Origin of the sequence: Vibrio sp. 1562, assembly GCF_033340155.1 — a bacterium.
Classification (GTDB): Bacteria; Pseudomonadota; Gammaproteobacteria; order Enterobacterales; family Vibrionaceae; genus Vibrio; species Vibrio alginolyticus.
Genome location: NZ_JAWOVY010000003.1, coordinates 354,807 through 375,614 on the forward strand (window position 1 = coordinate 354,807; position 20,808 = coordinate 375,614).

Here is a 20,808-nt window from a genome sequence, read left to right on the forward strand (position 1 = left end):
CAACTCACGTTTTTTAACATTATTTGTTTGGATTAACTCAGTATGCGAAACGCTGAGTAATACCGCAAACTAAACAATGTCTTATTCACTCCTGTTCCAATTTAGTATCAAGCGCCTCAAACCTGAGACTTTAATTCGACACCATGTTATGTCTATCGGTACTTGCGAAAGTCTTTACCGGTCTGTTTCTCATCATGTAAGAATTACCCATTAAAATTATTTTTCTTTTCTCAGTAATTAAGAATTATATTTGTCGTAACTCCTACAACACGTTACAACACTCTCATGACGACAAACAAAGCTAATGCTAACCAGGTAAACGAAAAATCACTGCAGTTGTTAATGCAAGTTGCAGTTAGTCCGTTCCCAGTTTCTGCGAAAGCGCTAAGCGAGCAATTGAACGTTCCTTTAAGCAGCCTTTACCGACACTTAAAACTGCTTAAAGAGTGGAACTTGATCGAAGAAAGCGTTCACGACAAGACATTTGTCGTTGGTCCAGCGGCATTATTACTCATGCACAGCTATGAGACCGCGCAACATGGGCTCGACATGGTCGAAACCATACTGGCTAGGTTGGTACAACAAACCGGGGAAATGGCCGCTTATATGGTACCAGCTGGTTATCGTGCGCTTTGTGTCAGACAGAAAGAAAGTATGCAGGCGCTGCGTTGCAGCTTCGTCCAGGGTCAAAGTCAACCTCTGCTGCGCGGTGCCTCATCTAAAGTGATGCTCGCTTTTATGCCTCAAAGTCGATGCGAGAAAATCTTGAGATATTTTAATCAAGATCACCGACGCGACGAGTGGGAAAAAGAGCTCACAACCATCCGTAAACACGGATATGCCGTCAGTACTTCTGAGATTGACCCTGGTGTTTCAGGTATAAGCGCACCGGTAATGAAAGGAAGCAAACTGATTGGCGCAGTCTCGGTGATGGCTCCGGCCCACCGAGTCGAAAAGGATAAGCAGCGCATTATTTTACATGTACTGCAAGCGGCAAGGGCACTACCACCAGAAAGGTAATTCATCATGTTAAGCTTTTTCAAACGCTATAAACTCCATCACACAGTGAAACAGCCGCAACATTACCCTTTTTCTTTTATGACAGTGTGCGAGTATTTACCTCCTATGTCGAAGGGTGCGTTTGAATTAGCTGATCAAAGTTTGGAAAATGCTAGTGATTGGCTTTACCAACAACATGATCATGAAACCGCTGAAAACTTTGGTCACTTCAACCACGACAAGCTGGAAAATGGCGAGTTTCAGGAAGCGTTAAGTCTTTCGCTTTCTCGTCATTCTATTCCCGTTTTAGTGACCAACTGTACCGAGGCAATCTTGTCAATGTTACCTGTGGTCGTATCCTATCGAGACGAAGTGGGTGTCGTAAATATCGGGCATAACATGAACTTGAAGCCGACACTTGAGCCACGCTTAGGCTCTGCATTCCATTTTGCTCTTTCTCGCTATCAAAACGTACGATTGTTTTTTGCTGGCGTCTGTGAGCAAGAGACGAAGCAGGAAACGTGGGAATACGCGGAAGATCAAGGTTGTGATTGGGTGACCGAGAAAGAGTTTTCTTTTCGTCATCGCAATAACGTTAAGCAACAGATCGGCAATTACCTAGACCACTGCGACCAAATAATCATTAGCATCGACCTTGGATCTCTAAAAACCAAAAACAGCCTTGATGGCGCGTCAGAAATTGATATCCAAATGGTTCTACGCACGATTAGGCAATGTCTGGTTGCAGGTAAAGTGAGGGCAATTCAGCTCGTTGGCGATCGAGATTGCCTGGTCTATTCGAGACAAACGAAAGCCATACTAGAAGAGTTATATCAGATGGCTCCACTCATCGTTCACGCTGCATAGCGTTATAAACATTCAGAATCAGGATCGCTTCCTTCCTGATTCTGAACCAACATGCTTACTTATTATCCTTAACTAACAAATAGTTACACATATAAATCGACACACATCACACTGGCCTCTTGAACTAACCTGACACTTACGTTGTAATAAGGCCGCTAAACTTTGGTATGACATACGAAATAAAAAATAACCAAAGTTCAATAACTAAGCTGCTTCAAAACAAAAAATTACCGCAGCTATTCCAATTTCAGTGAGCATTTGCTCACGCTCGCTTGATGCCATCTTGTTCCACTCATTAGGACATTTGATGATGCGTCTTTGCAGTATTTTCACTGCGGTTCTTTTTTTACCGCTAACCTCACACGCCACCACTTATGACTTAGCAGATATCAAGTCAAACACTAATGTTGCCTTTTGTAAAAACGGAACCATTCATGTAACGGGTTCTACTTACGATTGCACTACAAATATTGTTCTCCCGAAAGGCGATCAAATTATAAATAGTAGTCAAAGCTCATCGTCTTTAACCGCTCATGGTTCCATAACACTCCGTGGGCAGAATGTCATAGGCTCAAAGGAAAGCCCTATAAACATCAAAGCTAAAGGAACTTGGTTAAAAATTAATGGTAATAGCTACGTACTAGGTAATGTCTCTGCTTTAGGTTCTATAAAAATAACTGATAGTGAAATCGAAGGAGATATAGAAACCAATGGTGTTGGTGGAAATGGCCGTTCTGTCGAGTTTTACGGAGAGCACAACGTCCTTAATGGCAACATCATTGCTCAAAGTGACGTGTACATCGAATCTGGTATGTTCTGCGGTGATATCAAATCAAAAGGAACAAAAGTAGAAATTAATCAACTGGAATCGTCGCTTTCTAATACACCAATAGTTGTGGGCAACATTAATGCTCTATCGGGGATAAATCTTAATAATACGACAGTTTTTGGTTCTTTGACATCTCAGGGACATACTGTAGATACAGGTTTTGGCACGACCAAAATATATGCGAATAAGCAAGCTATTTCGGCAATGCATTTTTCAATTAATAACTCCAATACTTCTATTTGTGGTAGTGTGACAGCCACCCTAGAATCAAGTTCAAATTTCAACCACTATTGTGGCATTGATGAACCCAATTGTAGTTACGCAAATCAAACACCAACAACTTGCCCTATTCCTTCTTATATCCCTGAATGTAAAATTACGCCTCCATCAGAGAACGACTTCGACCTCAGCGTCACACCATCGGACGACATGGCACTGATGTGCGGCGACGATCTTCCGCAATTTACAGCAATGACAACCAATAATGGAGAAGTTGTAAGCGCAGAAGTCAGTGCAGCCCTATCACACCCTGACTTGTTCACTTTAGAGGTGATCAAAGGTCAGCAGACATTAAAAGCAAACCAATTTATGTCTGACGACAATGGTGAGCTCGTTGTTCGAGTGGTCCCGAACGATATTGATACCATCGCGTTAGGTACTAACTACACGCTGACTTTCACTATGGCAGAAGACACCAGCAAGCATCAAACGGTTAGCTTTATGTTTACGCCATTTATGTTTGAGGCCTACTCAAAGACGAAAAGCGCCACTTTAAATGAAATACGCGTTATTGCAGGTAAACCAGAAAACGTGCATACGCGATTGCTTGCTTGTGCTTCCACCGGCGAACCTGTAGTCGCAAGCAACTACAATGGTACTCCTAAGGTTTTTCATCCATTGGTTCAACCATTAGGAGGAAGTGAAGGAAACTTTAGCTATTCAGCGGAATTTAAAGACGGCTTGTCTGAACATGGTCTTGTCACGAACGAGTCCGGCATATTTGAAGTGACATTGTCCGATCATTTTGAATGTGAGGGATTTGAAGAGTGCCCTGAAGAAGGCAAAGTGGAAGTGAAAGGGACATTTAATGTGCACTCGCGACCATGGACATTCGCTATCTGTGACAACCAACGTGCTTTGCCTTCTGGCACCTCTGAACAAGGAGATGGGTTTATTGCCGCCGGAGAACTTTTCTCTCTAACAGTGAAGCCGATCATTTGGCAAACTGACGGCTCTGTAAGTGGTTCTGTTGAATCAGCACGTTATTGTGATGCCTCTATCACCCGTAATTTTATGCTTGATGACGCTCCAGCAGCATCGGTTGTCTTGTCGAGTGAGCAACATACGCCATCAGAGACAGCGAACCAAACCTCAAAATTGCTAAAAAGTAGTGACTCACTGGCTCAGGCGCATAATTCAGCCAAGAATGATCAATTCGTCTTTAATGGATTATATTGGGAAGAAGTCGGGAGCTTGAGAGTAAAAGCAAACCTAGAAAGTAAATATCTAGGTATGACTGTGAACGAAAGCTATCGTTACATCGGTCGTTTTTACCCAAAATATTTTCAAGTGCAAGACCAAGAATGGCACTACCCACATGGCCAAACTTTTGCTTACATGAATCAACCTTTTGAGAAAGTCACTTACGATGTTGTCGCACTCAATGCGAATAAGGAAAACGTGAAGAACTACGTCCACTTTTCATCTAACCTTCAACAACATTTCGACTTAGGCGAGCTAAGCTCATACTCCGATCGGTTTTTGCCGCCTAAGCCTAAGAAGGTAGACTGGAAACTACTGGGTAGCGCGAGTGTTGGAACGTTTGTGATCGAGAAGCCCTCGACCAATGCGACTTGTAACAATAGCCCATGTTGGAAAAAGAACACGACAGATAAACAATACCCTGATGGCCCATTTAATAAAGGGACTAACAGTGACAGCAGCCAAATAGGTTTAGTCACGACTAAAGCCGTTGATGAGGTAAACTTCTTCGACGATAGCGAAGTGCTCACAAAACAACCAGACATTCGATTCGGTCGTTTGAACTTTCAAGATGTAGGTGGCAACCAAGGCATGGTGATCAAAGTGCCACTTGATGTGGAAATTTGGCAAAACGGTCGATTTACGACTAACTTCGATGACAGCTCAACAACGGCGAGTGGTGAATATTACTTCAGCACGCCAATTTGGTCTCATGCGCTAGCAAACAACGCCCTGCTTTCTGGCGTTGGAACGATGAGTATTGGCAGAATGACCGATATCGTTGCAAGCCAAATTGACTCAGCACGCGAGCAAATACAATTCCACCTGGATTTAGACGGCTCAGGTAATCGCATCCCTTGGCTGAAATACGATTGGGATAACACGACAAGTGAAGAGGAAAATCCACCTGTTACAGTTACGTTTGGTATTCACCGAGGAAACGATCGCATTATTTATCGTGGTGAGCCAAATATGCTTGGCCTAAATTAACGCGAAACGACAAAACAAAAAAAGCCCCTATATTGAGGGGCTCTTTTCATCTAAAACGGATGTAATTTACTTTGCGCCACGACGCGCTTTCAGGCGCTTCACCATAGCAAGACGACGCTCTGCCGACCCTTGGTCTGTTGCCGACTGGTTCGGGTTATTACGACGACCTTGACGATTCTTAAACGCTGGTTTTGAGTGCAGCTTTTCAATGTAAGATTCACGCTGTTTTGGTTCATAGCCTGCAAGCTCAATACGGCGAATTCGCTGCTGGATTAGATTTTCAACCTGAACAACCGTGAGCTCTTCATCTCGGTTTACAAATGAAACAGCATGGCCTTGTTTACCTGCACGGCCTGTACGACCAATTCGGTGAACGTAATCTTCCGCTAGGAAAGGCATGTCATAGTTCACAACGTGAGGTAAATCTTCAATATCTAGACCTCGAGCAGCGACATCGGTAGCCACCATGACACGTGCTTTACCGGACTTGAACTCTTCTAACGCACGACGACGAGCACTTTGAGCACGGTCACCATGACAAACCACCGCTTTGATACCATCAAGTTTCAGCTCTTTTACAACGTCGTTTGCGGTCTCTTTGTAGTTCACAAATACCAACACTTGTTTCCAGTTCTTACGACCAATCAGCTCCGAAAGCAGTTCCGTTTTTCGCTCTTGATCAACTGGATATAACACGTGAGCAACTGTCTGTGCTGTCGTATTCGCTCGCTCAACTTCAATACGCTTAGGCTTACGCAGGATATCTTTTGCTAACAGATTTAGTTGGCTCGAAGTCGTTGCTGAAAACATCATAATTTGCGGATCAGTATCCACATCTAGCATGATCTTACGTACTGCGTGAATAAAGCCCATGTCCAAGATACGGTCTGCTTCATCAAACACTAAAAACTCTAAGTGTGCGACCGAGACATTACCTTGTTCAATGTGCTCTTCCAATCGACCTGGTGTAGCCACTAGGATATCTACACCGTTTTCTAATGCCGTTACTTGAGAAGACATTTTACGGCCACCGAAAATCGCAGCCACCGACAGGTTCGTGTACTTCGTGTAAGCTTTGATGTTGTCAGCAATTTGTTCAGCAAGCTCACGAGTTGGAGCCAAGATAAGTGCGCGAGCAGTCTTACGAGAAGCGCTACGGTTACTGTCTAGCAGCTGCTGAATCATAGGCAGAGAAAACGCAGCCGTTTTACCAGTACCTGTTTGTGCTGTAGCGAAAATATCATGGCCTTTGCGAGCCATTGGAATCGCCTTCTGTTGAATTGGCGTTAACTTTTCATAACCGCATTCTGCCAGTGCTTTAACCACTTCTGGCGCAAAACCTTGAGATGAAAATGACATTGAGCGTATTCCTTAAACAAACCACTAAAAATAGCTTTAAAAATTTAGCCGTGCACTATACCCGAATTTGAGTGATTTATCTCACTTTTCTCATTGAAATCCTACAAAAGAAAAAACGGTGAGCACAGATATATCAGTGGTTCACCGTTTTCGTTTAACCTTTGCGCAATTTAATGTTTGATGCCAGATAACTGAAGGAGAATTCGCTCAAGCTCATCCCATGGCAACAGCTGAGAATCTATCACTTCTAATCGTGATTCAAAGCCTTCTAAGCTGATTTCATTCACCGACACGACTCGGTTGGCAACATTAAACGCGTAACAACCTTGATCCGTATTGACCACTGCTTTAACACGCTCTGCGGTCAAGTCCGAAAGCATAGAGAAAAGCTTTTCAAAATCAAACTTATACTCTGCCCCAAACAACCACCCACAACTAAAATAACCCTGCCCTTTGTTCTCTTTGCGCACAAAGGCTTCACCAGGCGCCAACTGGAATTGAGGCTCTTGATGAGCGTGGTCATGATGATGTGACTCGATATGGGAAGAAGCGCTGCCGTAAACCCGTTCAATATCCAAGACTTCTATCGGCAACTCACCGTCATGAATAAGCTTACTGAATACTTTTGAAGGGGATTGGTCCGTCACCCAGTCATTAAACACATCAAGGTCGTGGCTGGAACATAGGTCAACCTTACTACCAATAACCACATCTGCACTGTCTAACTGGTCCACGAAGTTTTGGTTAGAAAGATACTTTTCATCACTTAAGTTACGCGGATCAACCAAGGCAATCGTCGCTTTAAGATCAACGTAAGGTTCATACTGCTGTGAGGTAAGCGTCGCGATAACCTGTTTTGGATGACCAAGGCCTGTCGGCTCAATCAATAAACGGTCCGGTTTTTGACGCAATAATGCGGTGATACCTACCGACATCGGCACACCCGCAGTGCAGCACATACAACCACCCGGCACTTCTTTAATCAGCGCTCCTTGGTCGGTCATCAATGCACCGTCGATGCCAATCTCACCAAATTCATTGACCAAAACCGCCCAGTTTTCTTTTTCCGGTTTGTTCTTCAGTAGATTTAAAATCGTGGTCGTTTTACCGACACCCAAAAATCCGGTCAGTATGTTGGTTGGTACTCGATTTGACATGCTTATCTCCGACACGTTAGTGCATTAATGCTCCAGCAAAGTATACGGAGAATGTGACTCGCTTCAACGCTTTTTATCGCACTCATCAAGCTCATTGCGTGATGCGTTGGCACACATTTTTCGAGCTTGTTTGGGTTGACTTATCAACTCTGAACGCTTCATATCGGACAAGTACCTACCGGTATAAATAACGCAAGTAAAAAACGCGATAATAGCGACTACGATGGGAAGAACTCCGAGCGTGTTTTCGAATTTAAGCGCAGCAATAGCCAACGCGAAAACAACGACAGAGATAAGTGCGATTGACTTACTTTTGTTGCTTTTCATAATAACTCGCCTTTCGTAAAGTTAGCCCCTAACACCTCCTGTACTAGAGGAATGCCAGTTTGAACAACATCCAACCTGACTATTCAATGCTACTCCTTTCGCTACTTGTGAAATTTGACAAAGCTAACATTTACTACAACATCAAACGACGAGCTTATTATTATCTTTCAGACACTTACTGGATTTTAAAACACTTACTAGCAAATCGTTCCACCGCTTACCAGGATATCGCTATCATTGGCAATACAAACTTGCGCCACCAGCCTTAGCCCTTCGACTATCATGTCCAAAGACATAGAAGGCTGACTGCCATCTACTGCTTGTTCTGGCAATAATGGGATATGAACAAACCCATGACGAATAGGTTTGTCTTTTAGATAATGTTGGATGCCATAAAAAAGGTGGTTACATACAAATGTTCCGGCACTGTTGGAAATCTGGCTAGGTATCCCCTGCTTTTGCAGCGTTTGAACAACACGCTTTATCGGCAGCGTCGAGAAGTAAGCATCAGGACCATCGGCCACCACGGGTTCATCAATCGGCTGATGACCAGCGTTATCTGGAATACGAAAATCATCGACATTAATTGCGACACGCTCTGGGGTTATCGCGCTACGCCCGGCCGCTTGCCCTACAGTAATCACACAGTCTGGCTGGTGCGCTTCTATTGCTTCAATAACGACTTTCACCGAGTCATATCGAACTACGGGGACTGGGCAAGTAACTATCACACCGCCTTTTATGGCCGCAGCCTCTAATTGCTTGACCGCTTCTAAGGCGGGGTTAATGGCGTCACCACCAAAAGGTTCAAAACCGGTAATCAGGACTTTCTTCATAACAGCCTTTAGGAAAAGAGTTTTACAAATTATTGCACTCCCCTTTACCCCATCCAATAGCAAAAGTATTGATGAGATAAACCAGACAACATTATGTGACTCATGTCTAACCAGAGAGTGTTTTCTGCCTCATTGAATCTAGGCAAGTTCCGGACTATCGAGACTAACTTATTGATGATTAGTGGCAGGGCAAGGTTCTCTCATTACATGACGCACGTAGAAGCTTGGTTTCCACGCTTAACTTAGGTAGAGTACGCGACCGCAATGCAATTCGAAGAGATTGAATACAATGAATATTGATAACCATGTAATCGAAACGATTGAAGAGTTAGAGGCATTTCTGCATTTAGTAGAAAGCGGCGCTCTTGGCCTTGAAGGTGTCACTGGCGTTGCGCTAGCCACCTCTAATACCGATGGTCGTCCATTTGTTGCCGTATTAGGAGAAAAGCACCAATTGCTCCTCGGTCGCTGGGTTTCGCAGCACGTATATGACAATGGTAAAGACATCGTTCGTAACGGCCCAACCAGAAAACACTAAGCGCTCGACGCCACCTATAACATCACGCCGTCTTATACACCAAGCGTATGCTTTGAAAGCAATGCGCTTGGTGTACTCAAAAAATAAAAAAGAAAAGGCTAGCCTTTATTAATTTTGTCGGTATACTGCACATCAGCTCTTACGGAAAGAGCTATTAATGTAATTAAAGATCAAAGTTTCTCTCAGTTCCACATCGAATTCCTCGTTTACGTTCCTGCGACAAAATAGTTATCTCTAAAATCATATAGTAGCACTTGATATTAGCTAAAAATTCAATATTTAAAACAATCAAATATAGAGGTATCTATGTCTAATAAATTAACTGGTTCAGTAAAATGGTTCAACGAAACTAAAGGTTTTGGTTTTATTTCTCAAGACAATGGCGGTGATGACGTATTCGTTCACTTCCGTTCTATTGTTTCTGAAGGCTTCAAAACTCTTACTGAAGGCCAAAAAGTATCGTTCGTTGTTGAACAAGGTAACAAAGGTTTACAAGCAGCTGAAGTAACTGCTCTGTAATTCTTTGTGTGGCATCAATGTTGTTGGTGCCACAATCCCCTTCCACTTATTACTGCCCTTACTATTCTCTATCTAAGTTTATATACCCAAATCACTTACCTCTCCCACACCATCATTAATCACTTTCAATAAAGTCACTTTGGTATACATCTTTAGGTAATCACACAACCTACCTTGCAATTCCAGTTTGGAATTAAATTAATCTCATTCATATCTGAATCACTTCGCCTCATGCTTTGCTCATAAAAATAAAGTTTATAAAATAAAAGCGATTGGCGAATATAAGAGAAAAAATGAAATTAAATATATCTGCTCAATCAATAAATTCTAATAACTACGAGCACATAATCCCTAGCTGAGAGGTTGAGTCAGCACTGAAATGTCATTACATGAAGCCATTTATCGGACAACACTTCATAGGGACAGCGTGTGGAGTCACACACTTCGGGGTATTTGTTGAGTTAGAGGAACCGAACCGAAGGTCTCATTCCTTTATCAAGTTTCCAAAATGGTGAGTTCGAATTTGATGCAGTCAAACAAAAAATTTCCAGCCAGAGCGCCACGTTTACTTTAGGAGCTAAAGTGCACGTGTTGGTTAAAGACGCCGATTCGAGACAAAGAAAGATCATGTCCAACTTAAAAGACGCGGAACACGCGGTAGGTTAGCCTGTTTTAGGTTACTTTCTAATCCATTAATCAAAAATAAAAAATAAGCTTTTAATACCGCAATTAACTTGTGACATTTCGCTGACATCGACTCATTCTAAAACCCTAATATCTGACAAAGGAAACGAATCTAATTTTTGTTTCCAGACACCATCGCAGAGTGTATTTCCAGCATTCTGTTTGCCTCGAGAGGTTCTTATGACAGCCTAGGATCTCTCGAGGCTTTTTTGCATCTATTCAAACCACCTGATTCTACATCACAACTATTGTCCCCTACACAAGTTGTACTTTTTAACTAGTGCACTAGATCGCGAACTCTGATTTAAGCAACTGATCACACAACCACTTCTAAATTTTGGGTATAAAAGTATCAATACTTTCGTTAACTAGGATGTAAATAATGAAAAACTCGTTTGATCTCACTATGCCCAACGAAGAAGGATACTTTGGTGAATACGGTGGTAGCTTTGTTCCACCTGAGCTTGAACAAATCATGCATGACATCAACGCAGCTTATGAGGAATGCAGCAAAGATCCTGAATTTAAAGCGGAACTCGCTCGCCTGTATAAGCACTTTGTTGGACGACCTAGCCCAATCTTCCATGCGGAAAACTTGTCTAAAAAATACGGAGCAGACATCTACCTAAAGCGCGAAGACTTAAACCATACAGGCGCACATAAAATTAACCACTGCTTAGGGGAAGCCATTCTCGCTAAAAAGATGGGTAAGAAGAAACTAATTGCAGAAACTGGCGCAGGGCAACACGGTGTTGCGCTTGCTACAGCCGCGGCATTGGTTGGCTTGAAATGCGACATTTACATGGGTGAAGTTGATATCGCCAAAGAACATCCGAATGTCGTCCGCATGAGAATCCTTGGTGCTAATGTCATTCCTGCCACTCATGGGCGCAAAACCCTCAAAGAAGCGGTAGATTCTGCATTCGAAGCTTATCTGAAAGATCCTGATACACAACTTTATGCGATAGGCTCTGTCGTTGGCCCTCACCCATTCCCTAAAATGGTGAGAGATTTCCAATCAATTATCGGTAACGAAGCACGAGTTCAATTCAAAGAAATGACCGGCAAGTTACCCAATAATCTCGTCGCATGCGTTGGAGGTGGTTCTAACGCGATGGGGCTATTTACTGCTTTCTTAGAGGATGAACAAGTCGCCATTCACGGCGTTGAACCTGCGGGCCGCTCTTTGCAAAAGGTTGGCGAGCATGCTGCAACACTCACACTCGGTGAGCCAGGTATCATGCACGGATTTAAGTCTTACATGCTTAAAGATGCGCAAGGCGAACCTCAGGAAGTGTACTCTGTAGCAAGTGGCTTGGATTACCCATCGGTTGGGCCTCAGCATAGTTACTTAAAAGACATTGGCCGTGTCAATTACGGCTCAATCAGTGATGACGAAGCGATTGATGCCTTCTTTGAGCTGTCTCGTGAAGAGGGAATAATCCCTGCTATTGAATCCTCACACGCTGTCGCTTACGCAATTAAACTCGCACAGCAAGGAGAAACCGGCTCGATTTTGATCAACTTATCAGGCCGTGGTGACAAAGACATTGATTTTGTCGTTGAACACTACGGCGCAAAATACGGCATTGAATCACTCATATAGCCTAACTCCGTAGCCTAACCCTACATGCAAAAAGCTACCTGGTACTAGGTAGCTTTTTGTTTTTGTCTACTATTTTAAGAAGCAAGTCCCTTTACTCACTGCTCTCACTATACCTTTAGAGCATAATTCGATTAACCGATAAGAGCTGGAATGCCTGGAAGCTGACCAACAATAGCAAGGGAGCCTGCACATACGATAAACGCAGTGCCAGGAATCAGATATTTATCTTTGCGCGATAGTTCGTTAGCACGCTCATGGTCGCCGATAAGCCCGAGGTTATCCAACAGCATCGTGATTGCCCAACCGAAGACTGGATTAACGAATGCACAGGCAAAAATACAGATACCTGCACTGAGTGAATCTTTATGCTTATGGATCATCTGCATACCCGCTTCAAGGAGTGGTAAGAATACACCCACAATCAAAGCAACGCGCAGAACAGGTTCCCACATTGCTAGATCCATTGGGTAGCCAATTACCGCCGCCGCAATACACATGAAACCCGTCAACAGAGCGCCACCTGGAATAGGACGCTTGGCAATTGCGGCAGGAATCATGTACGTTCCCCAAGAAGAAGCTAGGTTTCCGCCCCCTAAGAGTGAACCAACCCCCTGACGAACAGATGCTCCGACCATCGTGTCGTCGACATCCATGAGTACACCTTTCGCTTCTTTTGGGTAGTTAAGTTCTTGAAACACACGATGGCCGAGATAATCAGGGGACCACATAGCGACTGCCAGTAGAGCAAATGGAGTCACGGCAATAAAGTGCTCTAGGGTTGGCCAGCCTAGCTGCCAGCCTGTATCTTCCCCCCACCAGTAGAATGGACTGAAATTAGGTAGGCCCGGTTCTGTGGTAAAAGCAAACTCAGCGCCCATCAAATAAGCAACAATACCCGCGAGTGCAGAGCACAATGGGATAGCGAGCCAACGTTTATTGATCTTGGCTAAGTAAGCGTAAACCATAACGGTTAGGCCTATGACCACAAACGAAATGTAACCTTGGTCCGTACTTGCAGCCCACGCTTCCGTCTTATTAATTTGCCCGAGCAACCCAACGGCACCAAGGTAGATCAACAACCCTCCTCGAACCCCGATACCAGTAAGAGTCATGAGTTTAGAGCCACCTTTGGTTAAGGCGAGAATTAACCCAAAAACACACACCATCAAACCTAGCGCGAGAGGGTGCCCTCCTGCAGCTGCAATCATAGGAATCAGCGGTATCATTGGTCCATGGGTTCCCGCTAAGTTTGCATTCGGGTTTAGGATGGCAGAAAACAGGATGACGAACAGGGCTCCAGCGATAAGTAATTCGTAACGCACGTTTTCTGCAATGAATTCCGGAGATAAACCAAACTGAGCAGCAAAAGCGGAAACCATGGCAGTGACCATAACCACTTTACCAATGGTTGCTGCTAATGCCGGTACCCAGTCTTCGATTTCAATACTGTAATCACGTGAAGGCAAATGAATTCCCCAGCGACGGAAACTCATGACGGTTAAATCATGATTTAGAAAGTCTTCTCGGCTTTCAAATTCATGCGGTTTTTTGCGCACATCCCTGTAAAAAGTCTTACTTTTGTCAGACATTGAGTCATCCTTTTATGTTTCAACGTTGAACTACGTCAACTAGAGTTTCGCTTGGTAGACAGGCCTTCGACCAATACGAGACAACACCCACATCAAACTTCTAGGCCATACTAAGAAAGCGGCATGAACCAATTTTGATTTTGAGCTTATTAAGCATGTGTTGCTATGGGTAGGAATATTAGACATTAGTAAAAGAACAACAAAAATCTCACTTATTACACAATAATTTAACATCGAGCTGGGACGCTTGAACTTTTAAGAGTCATTTTTGAGCAGAGAGCCAAGTAGAGCGGCCAATTCCGATTTATACTTTCAAGGTAGAGAGCACTGTGCTCGCATCCATCGCAAAGTAACTATAGATATCTCTACATTGTATACTTTGTTAAACTCCGCCCTTTAATGAGTAAGGCCCTTAAAAATGATGACTGACGAAGAGAGAATCGAGCTGCAACAGAACAATCCACTGCACGGATTAAAGCTAGAGACTATGTTGCAAGAGTTAGTGGATTTTTACGGCTGGGACATTCTAGATACAGCAATGCGTTTTAATTGCTTTAACACTAAGCCTTCGATTGCAAGTAGCGTGAAGTATTTAAAGAAAACCGAATGGGCGAGAGAAAAATTAGAAAACTTTTACCTTTATCGCTTTAAGCGCATGCCACGCGCGAGCGAAGAAGAATACAACTTACCACCAAGAGCTCGTACCTTCCCTCATGGCCTTGAACCTAAAGAGCCAATGCCGCTAACCGTTGACTCTATTCTTAAGTCACAAGCCAAAGCAGCGTCTGCATTTAAAAAGCGTTCACCTCGCGGACGCCCTGCTCGTCGCCAATAACACTATCTTGAAAAGCAATAGAGCCCTACTGGTAGCTCCAGCAGGGCTCTATTGTTCTTTAAAGGAATGGCTAGAAGCGAAGACTCAAGCTAGTGAGCATTCCTTTTCTCTAACAACTCCCGTAAGTAAACTCACATGTAGTTTACGTTTTCTATTGATTACGCTTTTTCTTCTTTTTACCCGTACCTGCCGGCTTCGCTCGCGGCTTCATTGGTAAAAAGTAGGCTTCACTCTGATCGTCTTCCACTTCAAAACCGACTACCTGCTCGCGTTCAAGTTGAAACTTATTTTTCTTTTCTATCACTTTGAAATGGTGGTAGTCGTCGTAATCGATAAGAGATAACCTAAACCTACTTCACCAGCACGACCACTACGACCGATTCGATGCATATAATCAGCAGGGCTACGCGGAAGATCGAAGTTAATCACCACTGGAAGTTTTTCTATATCAAGGCCGCGTGCTGCGATATCGGTGGCAATAAGAACTTGAATCTCGCCAGACTTAAAACCGTCAAGGACACGAGTACGAGCGCCCTGCCCTTTATCACCATGGAAAACTTCAGCGGTAATACCGCGTTTTGACAACTTTTGAGCTAAATGATTACAGGCATTCTTAGCATTCACAAAAATCAGAGTCTGTCGCCACTGATGCTGTTTGATTAAGTGCGCGAGTACCGCCGTCTTCTCACCTTTATTTACACTAAACACGCGCTGCACCAAAGTGCTGGCTTCTGCGCTCTGCAACTGAACTTCAACAGGGTCGCGGAGCAACTGCTGAGCCAACGTCGTCACTTTATCAGGGAAAGTTGCAGAAAATAACAGCGTCTGTTTCTTCTCTGGGAGTAACGCAAGAATCTTATTCAGTTCTTCGGTAAATCCGAGGCTCAACATACGGTCGGCTTCGTCAAGAACAAGCGTTTTTACTTGGTCCAACTTAATCGCGTTACTGGATACCAGATCAAGTAATCGACCCGGCGTTGCAACAATGATGTCACAGCCACCACGAAGCGCCAGCATTTGTGGGTTCACCGATACACCACCAAATACGGCAACCGTTTTGATCTTATCTCTGAGATGGTATGAGTAAGATTTGACGTTATATGCCACCTGTGATGCCAACTCACGAGTTGGTACTAAAATCAGGTGGGAAACGAAGTTGCCACGGCGATTGTTTGATTCGTCTTGCTGAACAATTTTTTGCAAGATTGGCAGCGAAAAAGCAGCGGTTTTACCAGACCCCGTATTGGCACCACCAATAATATCTTTCCCTTCAAGGATATCAGGAATAGAACGGGATTGAATGGGCGTCGGTTGGCTGTATTCCAACGCTTCTAGTCGCTCGACTAATGTTGGAATCAGGCCAAGATCGGCAAATGTCGCTTGCTGTGTTTTATCTGTCATTACAATGAGTGGCTCAGTGCTAGTAAAGGCCGTGTATCTTATGCTATTTCGCGTCTGGATGTTAGAGATAATGGCCCAAACAGAAGATTGGTGAAAGAAGCACTATAGGGTTCAGGAACTTCCTTTCACTAACATGAGTTAATGGTTTCGATAACCAATACTCTACGACCAAGATGGTAAAGCTCACGACAAGCAAAGTGAAAAGGAGTCAGGCATTCTGACTCCTGTAAAGCAAAATACAGCTTGAGAAAACCCTATAGCTTATAATTGGACAAAAGTTTGTCAGTGCTTTCCCTAAATTAGCATTTAGCGGATAATCTGAGGTATTGTAAATACCTCTTATCTATTGGCCAAATCAACTCATCCACTACAGTTTGAGTTAATCCGTCATGTGGCGGAGATCTTATACGTCGTACTGTTTCTTAGCTATGAAGACTTCCGACGAAACTGTTTTTGGATGATAACCCTGTCCCTTAGGTTGCACGATAAACTGCAATGAGTCCGACAAAGCTACAGGATTCTCTTCATAATCGTCACCAATGTACATTTGGTCTGAGAAAGGGGATATTGCATAAGCAAGATGTTCGACAAGTGTATCTCGATTAGAGAACTCACTTTCTTCTAAATTGATCATCTGCGCAATGATTGCACTATCGATGAAAGTGCCACTTAGCCAGTTAGATGTCGAAGCATAACCTGCACACCAACGTAAATTATTGGCAGCGGTGAAGACTTCGATTAACTCAGTATTCCCCCCGACGAAACATGAACCGAACATAACCCCTGTTATGTTGTACTGTTTTGATTTCATGCCAATAGCGAAAAGAATATCCTCTAACTTCATATTACCTATTTTCTTCTTGTACCCATGAGCTGCAATATAGACAATAGTGTTAGAAAACCTGACTTTACAAAGACATTCTAAGGCATATTCAAAGCTCTTTTTGTCATAAAAATCAGCATGGTAAACTTCTGTATCCCCTGCTAATTTTGCAACACCTTCAATAAAAGGCACAACACTTGAACGGTTAGAGTCACTATCATCCAATTCCCATGGACTTTCCAGCACCAGTATTCCCCGATTGGCACTATGTCTTGCCATCTTTAGTTCCTTTTAAAAAATTTTGGTATTCATTAGAGTTAAATTTGTAGCCATCATCTGAGCAAATCGTAAGGTAAGCTCAAAGCTTGAAAAATAGGCTTTGAGCTTCTTAGCTATTCGCAGCGTCAATATTGAAGAGTTTTTTCCTAATAATCAATATTATAACACCAAAATCGCTAGGTAGGCCGTTCACTTTTAAGTTATTAACCAGATTGCCATACAGTGTCATTTCCCAAGTGATGATTGACCGAATTACGATCATGACGACTGGACGCAAGGGGGGAGTTTAGGACCTCATATGGCGTTATCGAGTTCACACACACGAAATGTGATAATATTGACATTATCAACAATACCATAACTTCAGATCGGCCCCTGCGAATTGCTAATAAAGAGAAAGCAATTCGTGATCTAAAAAGAGTTGGAAGAAACACACACTGAATTGTGACGAATCAGGATTAAGCAGATACGGGCACTCCCAAAACTGCACAAATCATTTCTGGAGAGACGGTAAACAGTCCTTTGTAATTGTCGGGGTGACATATAATCACTCAGTCTGTCTTAGAACATAACCATCATATCAAGCACCAAATTACACCAAGAATATTACCGACCGTCTATATCTTTACAGGTTACGGTAATCAATACCTTCACTTGTTCCAAAGCACTATCAAGGCAATATTGAGTTGAAAAAACATGGTTATCTATCAACGACTCTATCTGCTTTGAGAGCCCTAAAAGTTTACGAAGAATTTTATCGAGGGTTAATGCATTGGTTTGCCAATCACTCTGGATACGGCTATTGGCTATTAATAAATCTATCCTTAAAAGATAAATTTGTAGCTCTAAGAGAATGTTCTGCTCTCCAACCTTTTTCGATATTAACTTCGCATCTTCTAGGCATTTGTGAAGATTACTGGTATTGATCACGATAGGTATTTGAGGGGTTAACAACACAAACCTCCTTGGAGGATGAGTGGCTACTATCGAGTAACCACACACCTGCGCCAGTCTTATTTAGATTTGAAAACTAGTCCATTTCTAGCCAGTTCGAAGTCTAGATACTCCCAAAAAGTGAAGTTCGTTAAGCAGATTTCATCATTCTGTCCGATACCTAGAAGAGATTTATCACCTGTTTCTTCATACTCTTCTTCAACTTCATCTGTTGCTTCCCTTAAAGCCTCTTCCACAAGCTTTTCCTGAATATCTTCGTCCGACCAACCTAAGAACTTTGCAGTTAGGTTTGATCTAAGTGGATAGTAATCGTAAATCTCTCCCAGTTGCGGCTCATATCCCTGCTGTATTGCTTTGATGCTTTGCTCCAGCCCATACAGGTAACTAGCCTCATCCCACTTAAATAGTTGATCTTCATCCACCGCAAATACAAGCCAATAATCAGGGTTAATGGCTACCTGCCAGCCTAGATAATTAAACTCTCTGATAATGGAAAAGCGGTCATCATGAGATAAAGGTATGCCCGTTATCTTCTGGATGAGACCTTCACGAACTTTGAACCTATTTTGACCTGCTTCAGCATCTGAACAGTGTTTTTTAGAACACAAAAGAATCAGCTTCGCCACATGCTCATAATTGATATGATTATTTTTAACTCTTCTTTTAATAGGCATAGTTAGTTTCATCCTGTTGTTTAACTAATAAAGTAGTATGTGCTAACAACTAGCTAAACTCGCTTATACCTAAAACTAAGAAAGAAATCTCACGATTTTGCCCGATACTCAAGTCATCAAGCCAGTAAGTAACTCTTTTGTGACGTTTACAGGATGACCTGCTCCCTTGTGGTCTTGACCAAAAACGTATTGATTCACCAAGAGTTTGAGGACTTCCATCGTCACCATTGGCAAAAGGGATATTCAAATCAAATGGAAAAAGAGCATTATGAAAGCAAGTGATAATGTCTTGTTTAGAGTTCAACTTACCCTCGTTAATATAACCTTCAGTGAACTCTTTGATTATTGCAGTTTCTAGTAGTACTGCCCACCGATGTAAAGTATTTGTATGTTCTCTTCCATGTCTAAGTGATTTAACGCATACCCCAAGGAGTTATTATCGTAATATTCACATGAATAAATATTACGCTGTAATTTCTTAGCATTTTTGTTCACATACTGCTTTATCCCTGTAAAAAACGGAGTCCACTCGCTTGATCTCTGTTGTTTTTGAAAGAAAACCAAGGCGCTTCGGCTACTAGTAACGCGACATCTCTTTTCAATTTAAATACCTCTTAATCAAAATTTCTGGTGGCTTATTTACTCTTACTTGTCATTGTTCACCTCGTTAGTGGATTGGAGTGACGATGAAATCCTATAAGTTGGTATTACCTGCATCTATGGCTAGTCATATTACCTATTCTAGGGAAAACTGCGAGTTTTCTCTGATACTGAGTAAATAATTTAATCCGAAATGGGGCAAAGATGCGTTAGCTCATTTGTGCAAAAGGCTTGTTGCACAAATGGTCAACCGCTTGTTGGCTAAATTTATCTTGTATAGGTAAATGCTGTCTAAACACGTTTCAGGGCAATTATGATTTAACTAAAAGTAATACAGTGTCGCATTTACTATGTAGCTATCTATCTTCATGATAAAGGAAATAAGTTTGCCTGGTGAAATTATCAGAATAAATTGTGCTTGTGGTGTCAATGGCAGCATCTCGCTTGGTTTTTCGGAAGCTGAGCTTTTTTTGAGGTTACGAGAGTCAGATGCGCTACCGAAAACAGTGTTTGAATACATCACAATAGATAAGAACCTAGAGCTAGTAACATTACAAAGTAGTGTGAGATTTTTACCATTTAGTGATTATTTGATTCCAATCGAATCTCTTAATGGCTTGATTTATGGTAGGAGTGATTTCAGGTGTCCGCGGTGTCAAGAAGGTTGGTCGGTTGTTGGTGTGATAAATTTCGATTAAGTGGTGATATTGTGAAATTTCAAAAGTCGATATTTTTATTCTGTACCTTGATTTTGAATGCGAACGCTATGTCTAGCGTTAATCTAGAAGTAAGTGAATCCCGTGATATTCTGGAAGAGTGTAGAGGTGTTGGAGAAGTGGCTCAATCTTTTATGACGTTTCGTCAAATGGGAATGTCTTATGATTTAGCTAAGGAAAAATTGAAATCCACAACAAGTAATATTTCTGATTACATGCGTGGGCTTGTGGTGCTTGAAAAAGCTTTTGAGTATTCTATTTTGGCTAATAAAAATGAAAAACAGTCGTTAGCAGTCTATTTCTCAGAACAGCAAGCGGGAGAATGCTTAATGGGGTACATCAAGTGACCGTCCCCTGTAAAGATAGATTGAGAGGATGGTTTGACTAAAATTAGAGAACTGAGCACTTCAACTATGAGCCGCCATGAACCCACATGGCGTTTACGAAGCGCTTATACAAATATAGCATTTTCAAAAAAGCACTAACTAATTGATAATATGTTGCTTCCAAACGGTTGGTGGAGCTGGAGGGTTCACTTTCCACCAAGAACACACTTTAGCCTATTCACACGCAAAAAAGACACATGCTAGTCTTCATGAATCGGATTAGATTTGGTAGGGGAAAACGCCTGCCCCTAGATTTTGTAGGGTATTTAATCTAAACAACTTTGGGGCAGAGGTGTGTTTGCCATAGCCAGTTAAATAACCCCTGACAAACGCTCTGATAGAGGAAACGTTGCAAACT

At 42.5% G+C, this 20,808-nt stretch carries 16 protein-coding genes and 3 pseudogenes; 10 read left to right on the forward strand and 9 right to left on the reverse strand.

Features of this window, described 5'->3' with window-relative positions; translation table 11 throughout:
* The first annotated feature begins 285 nt into the window (after positions 1-285).
* From R7Z49_RS05095 to R7Z49_RS05105, 3 genes are all read left to right on the forward strand, one after another.
* A complete protein-coding gene (locus R7Z49_RS05095) occupies positions 286-1,020 on the forward strand; it encodes an IclR family transcriptional regulator (RefSeq protein ID WP_053307814.1) in 735 nt (244 codons plus the stop codon).
* A gap of 6 nt (positions 1,021-1,026) precedes the next feature.
* The gene (locus tag R7Z49_RS05100; RefSeq protein WP_086047306.1) at positions 1,027-1,866 is read left to right on the forward strand and encodes an arginase; all 840 of its coding nucleotides are present in this window, start codon (positions 1,027-1,029) and stop codon (positions 1,864-1,866) included.
* Positions 1,867-2,176: 310 nt separating this feature from the next.
* Positions 2,177-5,167, forward strand: coding sequence for a DUF6701 domain-containing protein (locus R7Z49_RS05105; protein WP_411913021.1), 2,991 nt, complete (start codon positions 2,177-2,179; stop codon positions 5,165-5,167).
* Between the two features lie 66 nt (positions 5,168-5,233).
* Here R7Z49_RS05105 and R7Z49_RS05110 read toward each other — a convergent pair whose 3' ends face one another.
* The 4 genes from R7Z49_RS05110 to pcp all read right to left on the reverse strand — a co-directional run bounded on the left by R7Z49_RS05110 (position 5,234) and on the right by pcp (position 8,846).
* The gene (locus tag R7Z49_RS05110; RefSeq protein WP_025768979.1) at positions 5,234-6,526 is read right to left on the reverse strand and encodes a DEAD/DEAH box helicase; all 1,293 of its coding nucleotides are present in this window, start codon (positions 6,524-6,526) and stop codon (positions 5,234-5,236) included.
* A 170-nt stretch (positions 6,527-6,696) separates the two neighbouring features.
* On the reverse strand, positions 6,697-7,683 hold the full coding sequence (locus R7Z49_RS05115; RefSeq protein ID WP_017821090.1) for a CobW family GTP-binding protein: 987 nt from the start codon (positions 7,681-7,683) through the stop codon (positions 6,697-6,699).
* A 63-nt stretch (positions 7,684-7,746) separates the two neighbouring features.
* Positions 7,747-8,010 carry a hypothetical protein gene (locus R7Z49_RS05120; protein ID WP_053303741.1) on the reverse strand — a complete coding sequence of 88 codons (264 nt, stop codon included), beginning with the start codon at positions 8,008-8,010 and terminating at the stop codon, positions 7,747-7,749.
* A 197-nt stretch (positions 8,011-8,207) separates the two neighbouring features.
* A complete protein-coding gene (gene pcp / locus R7Z49_RS05125; protein WP_064354607.1) occupies positions 8,208-8,846 on the reverse strand; it encodes a pyroglutamyl-peptidase I in 639 nt (212 codons plus the stop codon).
* A 289-nt stretch (positions 8,847-9,135) separates the two neighbouring features.
* On the opposite strand from pcp, the gene R7Z49_RS05130 reads away from it, so the two are divergent.
* The 4 genes and pseudogenes from R7Z49_RS05130 (at position 9,136) to trpB (ending at position 12,193) form a co-directional block, all read left to right on the forward strand.
* Positions 9,136-9,384, forward strand: a complete 249-nt coding sequence (locus R7Z49_RS05130) for a hypothetical protein (protein WP_005375646.1) — start codon at positions 9,136-9,138, stop codon at positions 9,382-9,384.
* 306 nt (positions 9,385-9,690) lie between these two features.
* Positions 9,691-9,903: a cold-shock protein gene (locus tag R7Z49_RS05135; RefSeq protein WP_005375644.1), complete on the forward strand. Its 213-nt coding sequence runs from the start codon at positions 9,691-9,693 to the stop codon at positions 9,901-9,903.
* Positions 9,904-10,262: 359 nt separating this feature from the next.
* Positions 10,263-10,569 (forward strand): annotated as a pseudogene (locus R7Z49_RS05140) (S1 RNA-binding domain-containing protein); the annotation flags it as partial.
* A 400-nt stretch (positions 10,570-10,969) separates the two neighbouring features.
* On the forward strand, positions 10,970-12,193 hold the full coding sequence (gene trpB, locus R7Z49_RS05145) for a tryptophan synthase subunit beta (RefSeq protein WP_005375643.1): 1,224 nt from the start codon (positions 10,970-10,972) through the stop codon (positions 12,191-12,193).
* A 131-nt stretch (positions 12,194-12,324) separates the two neighbouring features.
* Here the strand turns inward: trpB and R7Z49_RS05150 are convergent, their stop codons facing one another.
* Positions 12,325-13,782, reverse strand: coding sequence for a DUF3360 domain-containing protein (locus tag R7Z49_RS05150; protein WP_053303744.1), 1,458 nt, complete (start codon positions 13,780-13,782; stop codon positions 12,325-12,327).
* Between the two features lie 418 nt (positions 13,783-14,200).
* Here R7Z49_RS05150 and R7Z49_RS05155 point away from each other — a divergent pair, with 418 nt between their 5' ends.
* The gene (locus R7Z49_RS05155) at positions 14,201-14,617 is read left to right on the forward strand and encodes a VF530 family DNA-binding protein (protein WP_005375544.1); all 417 of its coding nucleotides are present in this window, start codon (positions 14,201-14,203) and stop codon (positions 14,615-14,617) included.
* A gap of 151 nt (positions 14,618-14,768) precedes the next feature.
* Here R7Z49_RS05155 and R7Z49_RS05160 read toward each other — a convergent pair.
* A pseudogene (locus R7Z49_RS05160) lies at positions 14,769-16,018 on the reverse strand (DEAD/DEAH box helicase).
* A gap of 403 nt (positions 16,019-16,421) precedes the next feature.
* A complete protein-coding gene (locus R7Z49_RS05165) occupies positions 16,422-17,120 on the reverse strand; it encodes a hypothetical protein (protein WP_025612718.1) in 699 nt (232 codons plus the stop codon).
* Positions 17,121-17,338: 218 nt separating this feature from the next.
* On the opposite strand from R7Z49_RS05165, the pseudogene R7Z49_RS05170 reads away from it, so the two are divergent.
* Positions 17,339-17,561 (forward strand): annotated as a pseudogene (locus tag R7Z49_RS05170) (hypothetical protein); the annotation flags it as partial.
* 165 nt (positions 17,562-17,726) lie between these two features.
* On the opposite strand, the gene R7Z49_RS05175 reads toward R7Z49_RS05170, so the two are convergent.
* Positions 17,727-18,074: a hypothetical protein gene (locus R7Z49_RS05175; protein WP_169637214.1), complete on the reverse strand. Its 348-nt coding sequence runs from the start codon at positions 18,072-18,074 to the stop codon at positions 17,727-17,729.
* 59 nt (positions 18,075-18,133) lie between these two features.
* Positions 18,134-18,748, reverse strand: coding sequence for a hypothetical protein (locus tag R7Z49_RS05180; protein WP_025612720.1), 615 nt, complete (start codon positions 18,746-18,748; stop codon positions 18,134-18,136).
* Positions 18,749-20,057: 1,309 nt separating this feature from the next.
* On the opposite strand from R7Z49_RS05180, the gene R7Z49_RS05185 reads away from it, so the two are divergent.
* A complete protein-coding gene (locus R7Z49_RS05185; protein ID WP_318111416.1) occupies positions 20,058-20,411 on the forward strand; it encodes a hypothetical protein in 354 nt (117 codons plus the stop codon).
* Positions 20,412-20,808: the final 397 nt, after the last annotated feature.

Bases quoted from the DNA above. Each gene is read 5' to 3' on its own strand.
- R7Z49_RS05100 (WP_086047306.1), top strand. From the start codon at position 1,027: ATGTTAAGCTTTTTCAAACGCTATAAACTCCATCACACAGTGAAACAG.
- R7Z49_RS05105 (WP_411913021.1), top strand. From the start codon at position 2,177: ATGCGTCTTTGCAGTATTTTCACTGCGGTTCTTTTTTTACCGCTAACC.
- R7Z49_RS05155 (WP_005375544.1), top strand. From the start codon at position 14,201: ATGATGACTGACGAAGAGAGAATCGAGCTGCAACAGAACAATCCACTG.
- R7Z49_RS05135 (WP_005375644.1), top strand. From the start codon at position 9,691: ATGTCTAATAAATTAACTGGTTCAGTAAAATGGTTCAACGAAACTAAA.
- R7Z49_RS05165 (WP_025612718.1), bottom strand. From the start codon at position 17,120: ATGGCAAGACATAGTGCCAATCGGGGAATACTGGTGCTGGAAAGTCCA.
- R7Z49_RS05130 (WP_005375646.1), top strand. From the start codon at position 9,136: ATGAATATTGATAACCATGTAATCGAAACGATTGAAGAGTTAGAGGCA.
- R7Z49_RS05115 (WP_017821090.1), bottom strand. From the start codon at position 7,683: ATGTCAAATCGAGTACCAACCAACATACTGACCGGATTTTTGGGTGTC.
- R7Z49_RS05150 (WP_053303744.1), bottom strand. From the start codon at position 13,782: ATGTCTGACAAAAGTAAGACTTTTTACAGGGATGTGCGCAAAAAACCG.
- pcp (WP_064354607.1), bottom strand. From the start codon at position 8,846: ATGAAGAAAGTCCTGATTACCGGTTTTGAACCTTTTGGTGGTGACGCC.
- trpB (WP_005375643.1), top strand. From the start codon at position 10,970: ATGAAAAACTCGTTTGATCTCACTATGCCCAACGAAGAAGGATACTTT.
- R7Z49_RS05120 (WP_053303741.1), bottom strand. From the start codon at position 8,010: ATGAAAAGCAACAAAAGTAAGTCAATCGCACTTATCTCTGTCGTTGTT.
- R7Z49_RS05110 (WP_025768979.1), bottom strand. From the start codon at position 6,526: ATGTCATTTTCATCTCAAGGTTTTGCGCCAGAAGTGGTTAAAGCACTG.
- R7Z49_RS05180 (WP_025612720.1), bottom strand. From the start codon at position 18,748: ATGCCTATTAAAAGAAGAGTTAAAAATAATCATATCAATTATGAGCAT.
- R7Z49_RS05095 (WP_053307814.1), top strand. From the start codon at position 286: ATGACGACAAACAAAGCTAATGCTAACCAGGTAAACGAAAAATCACTG.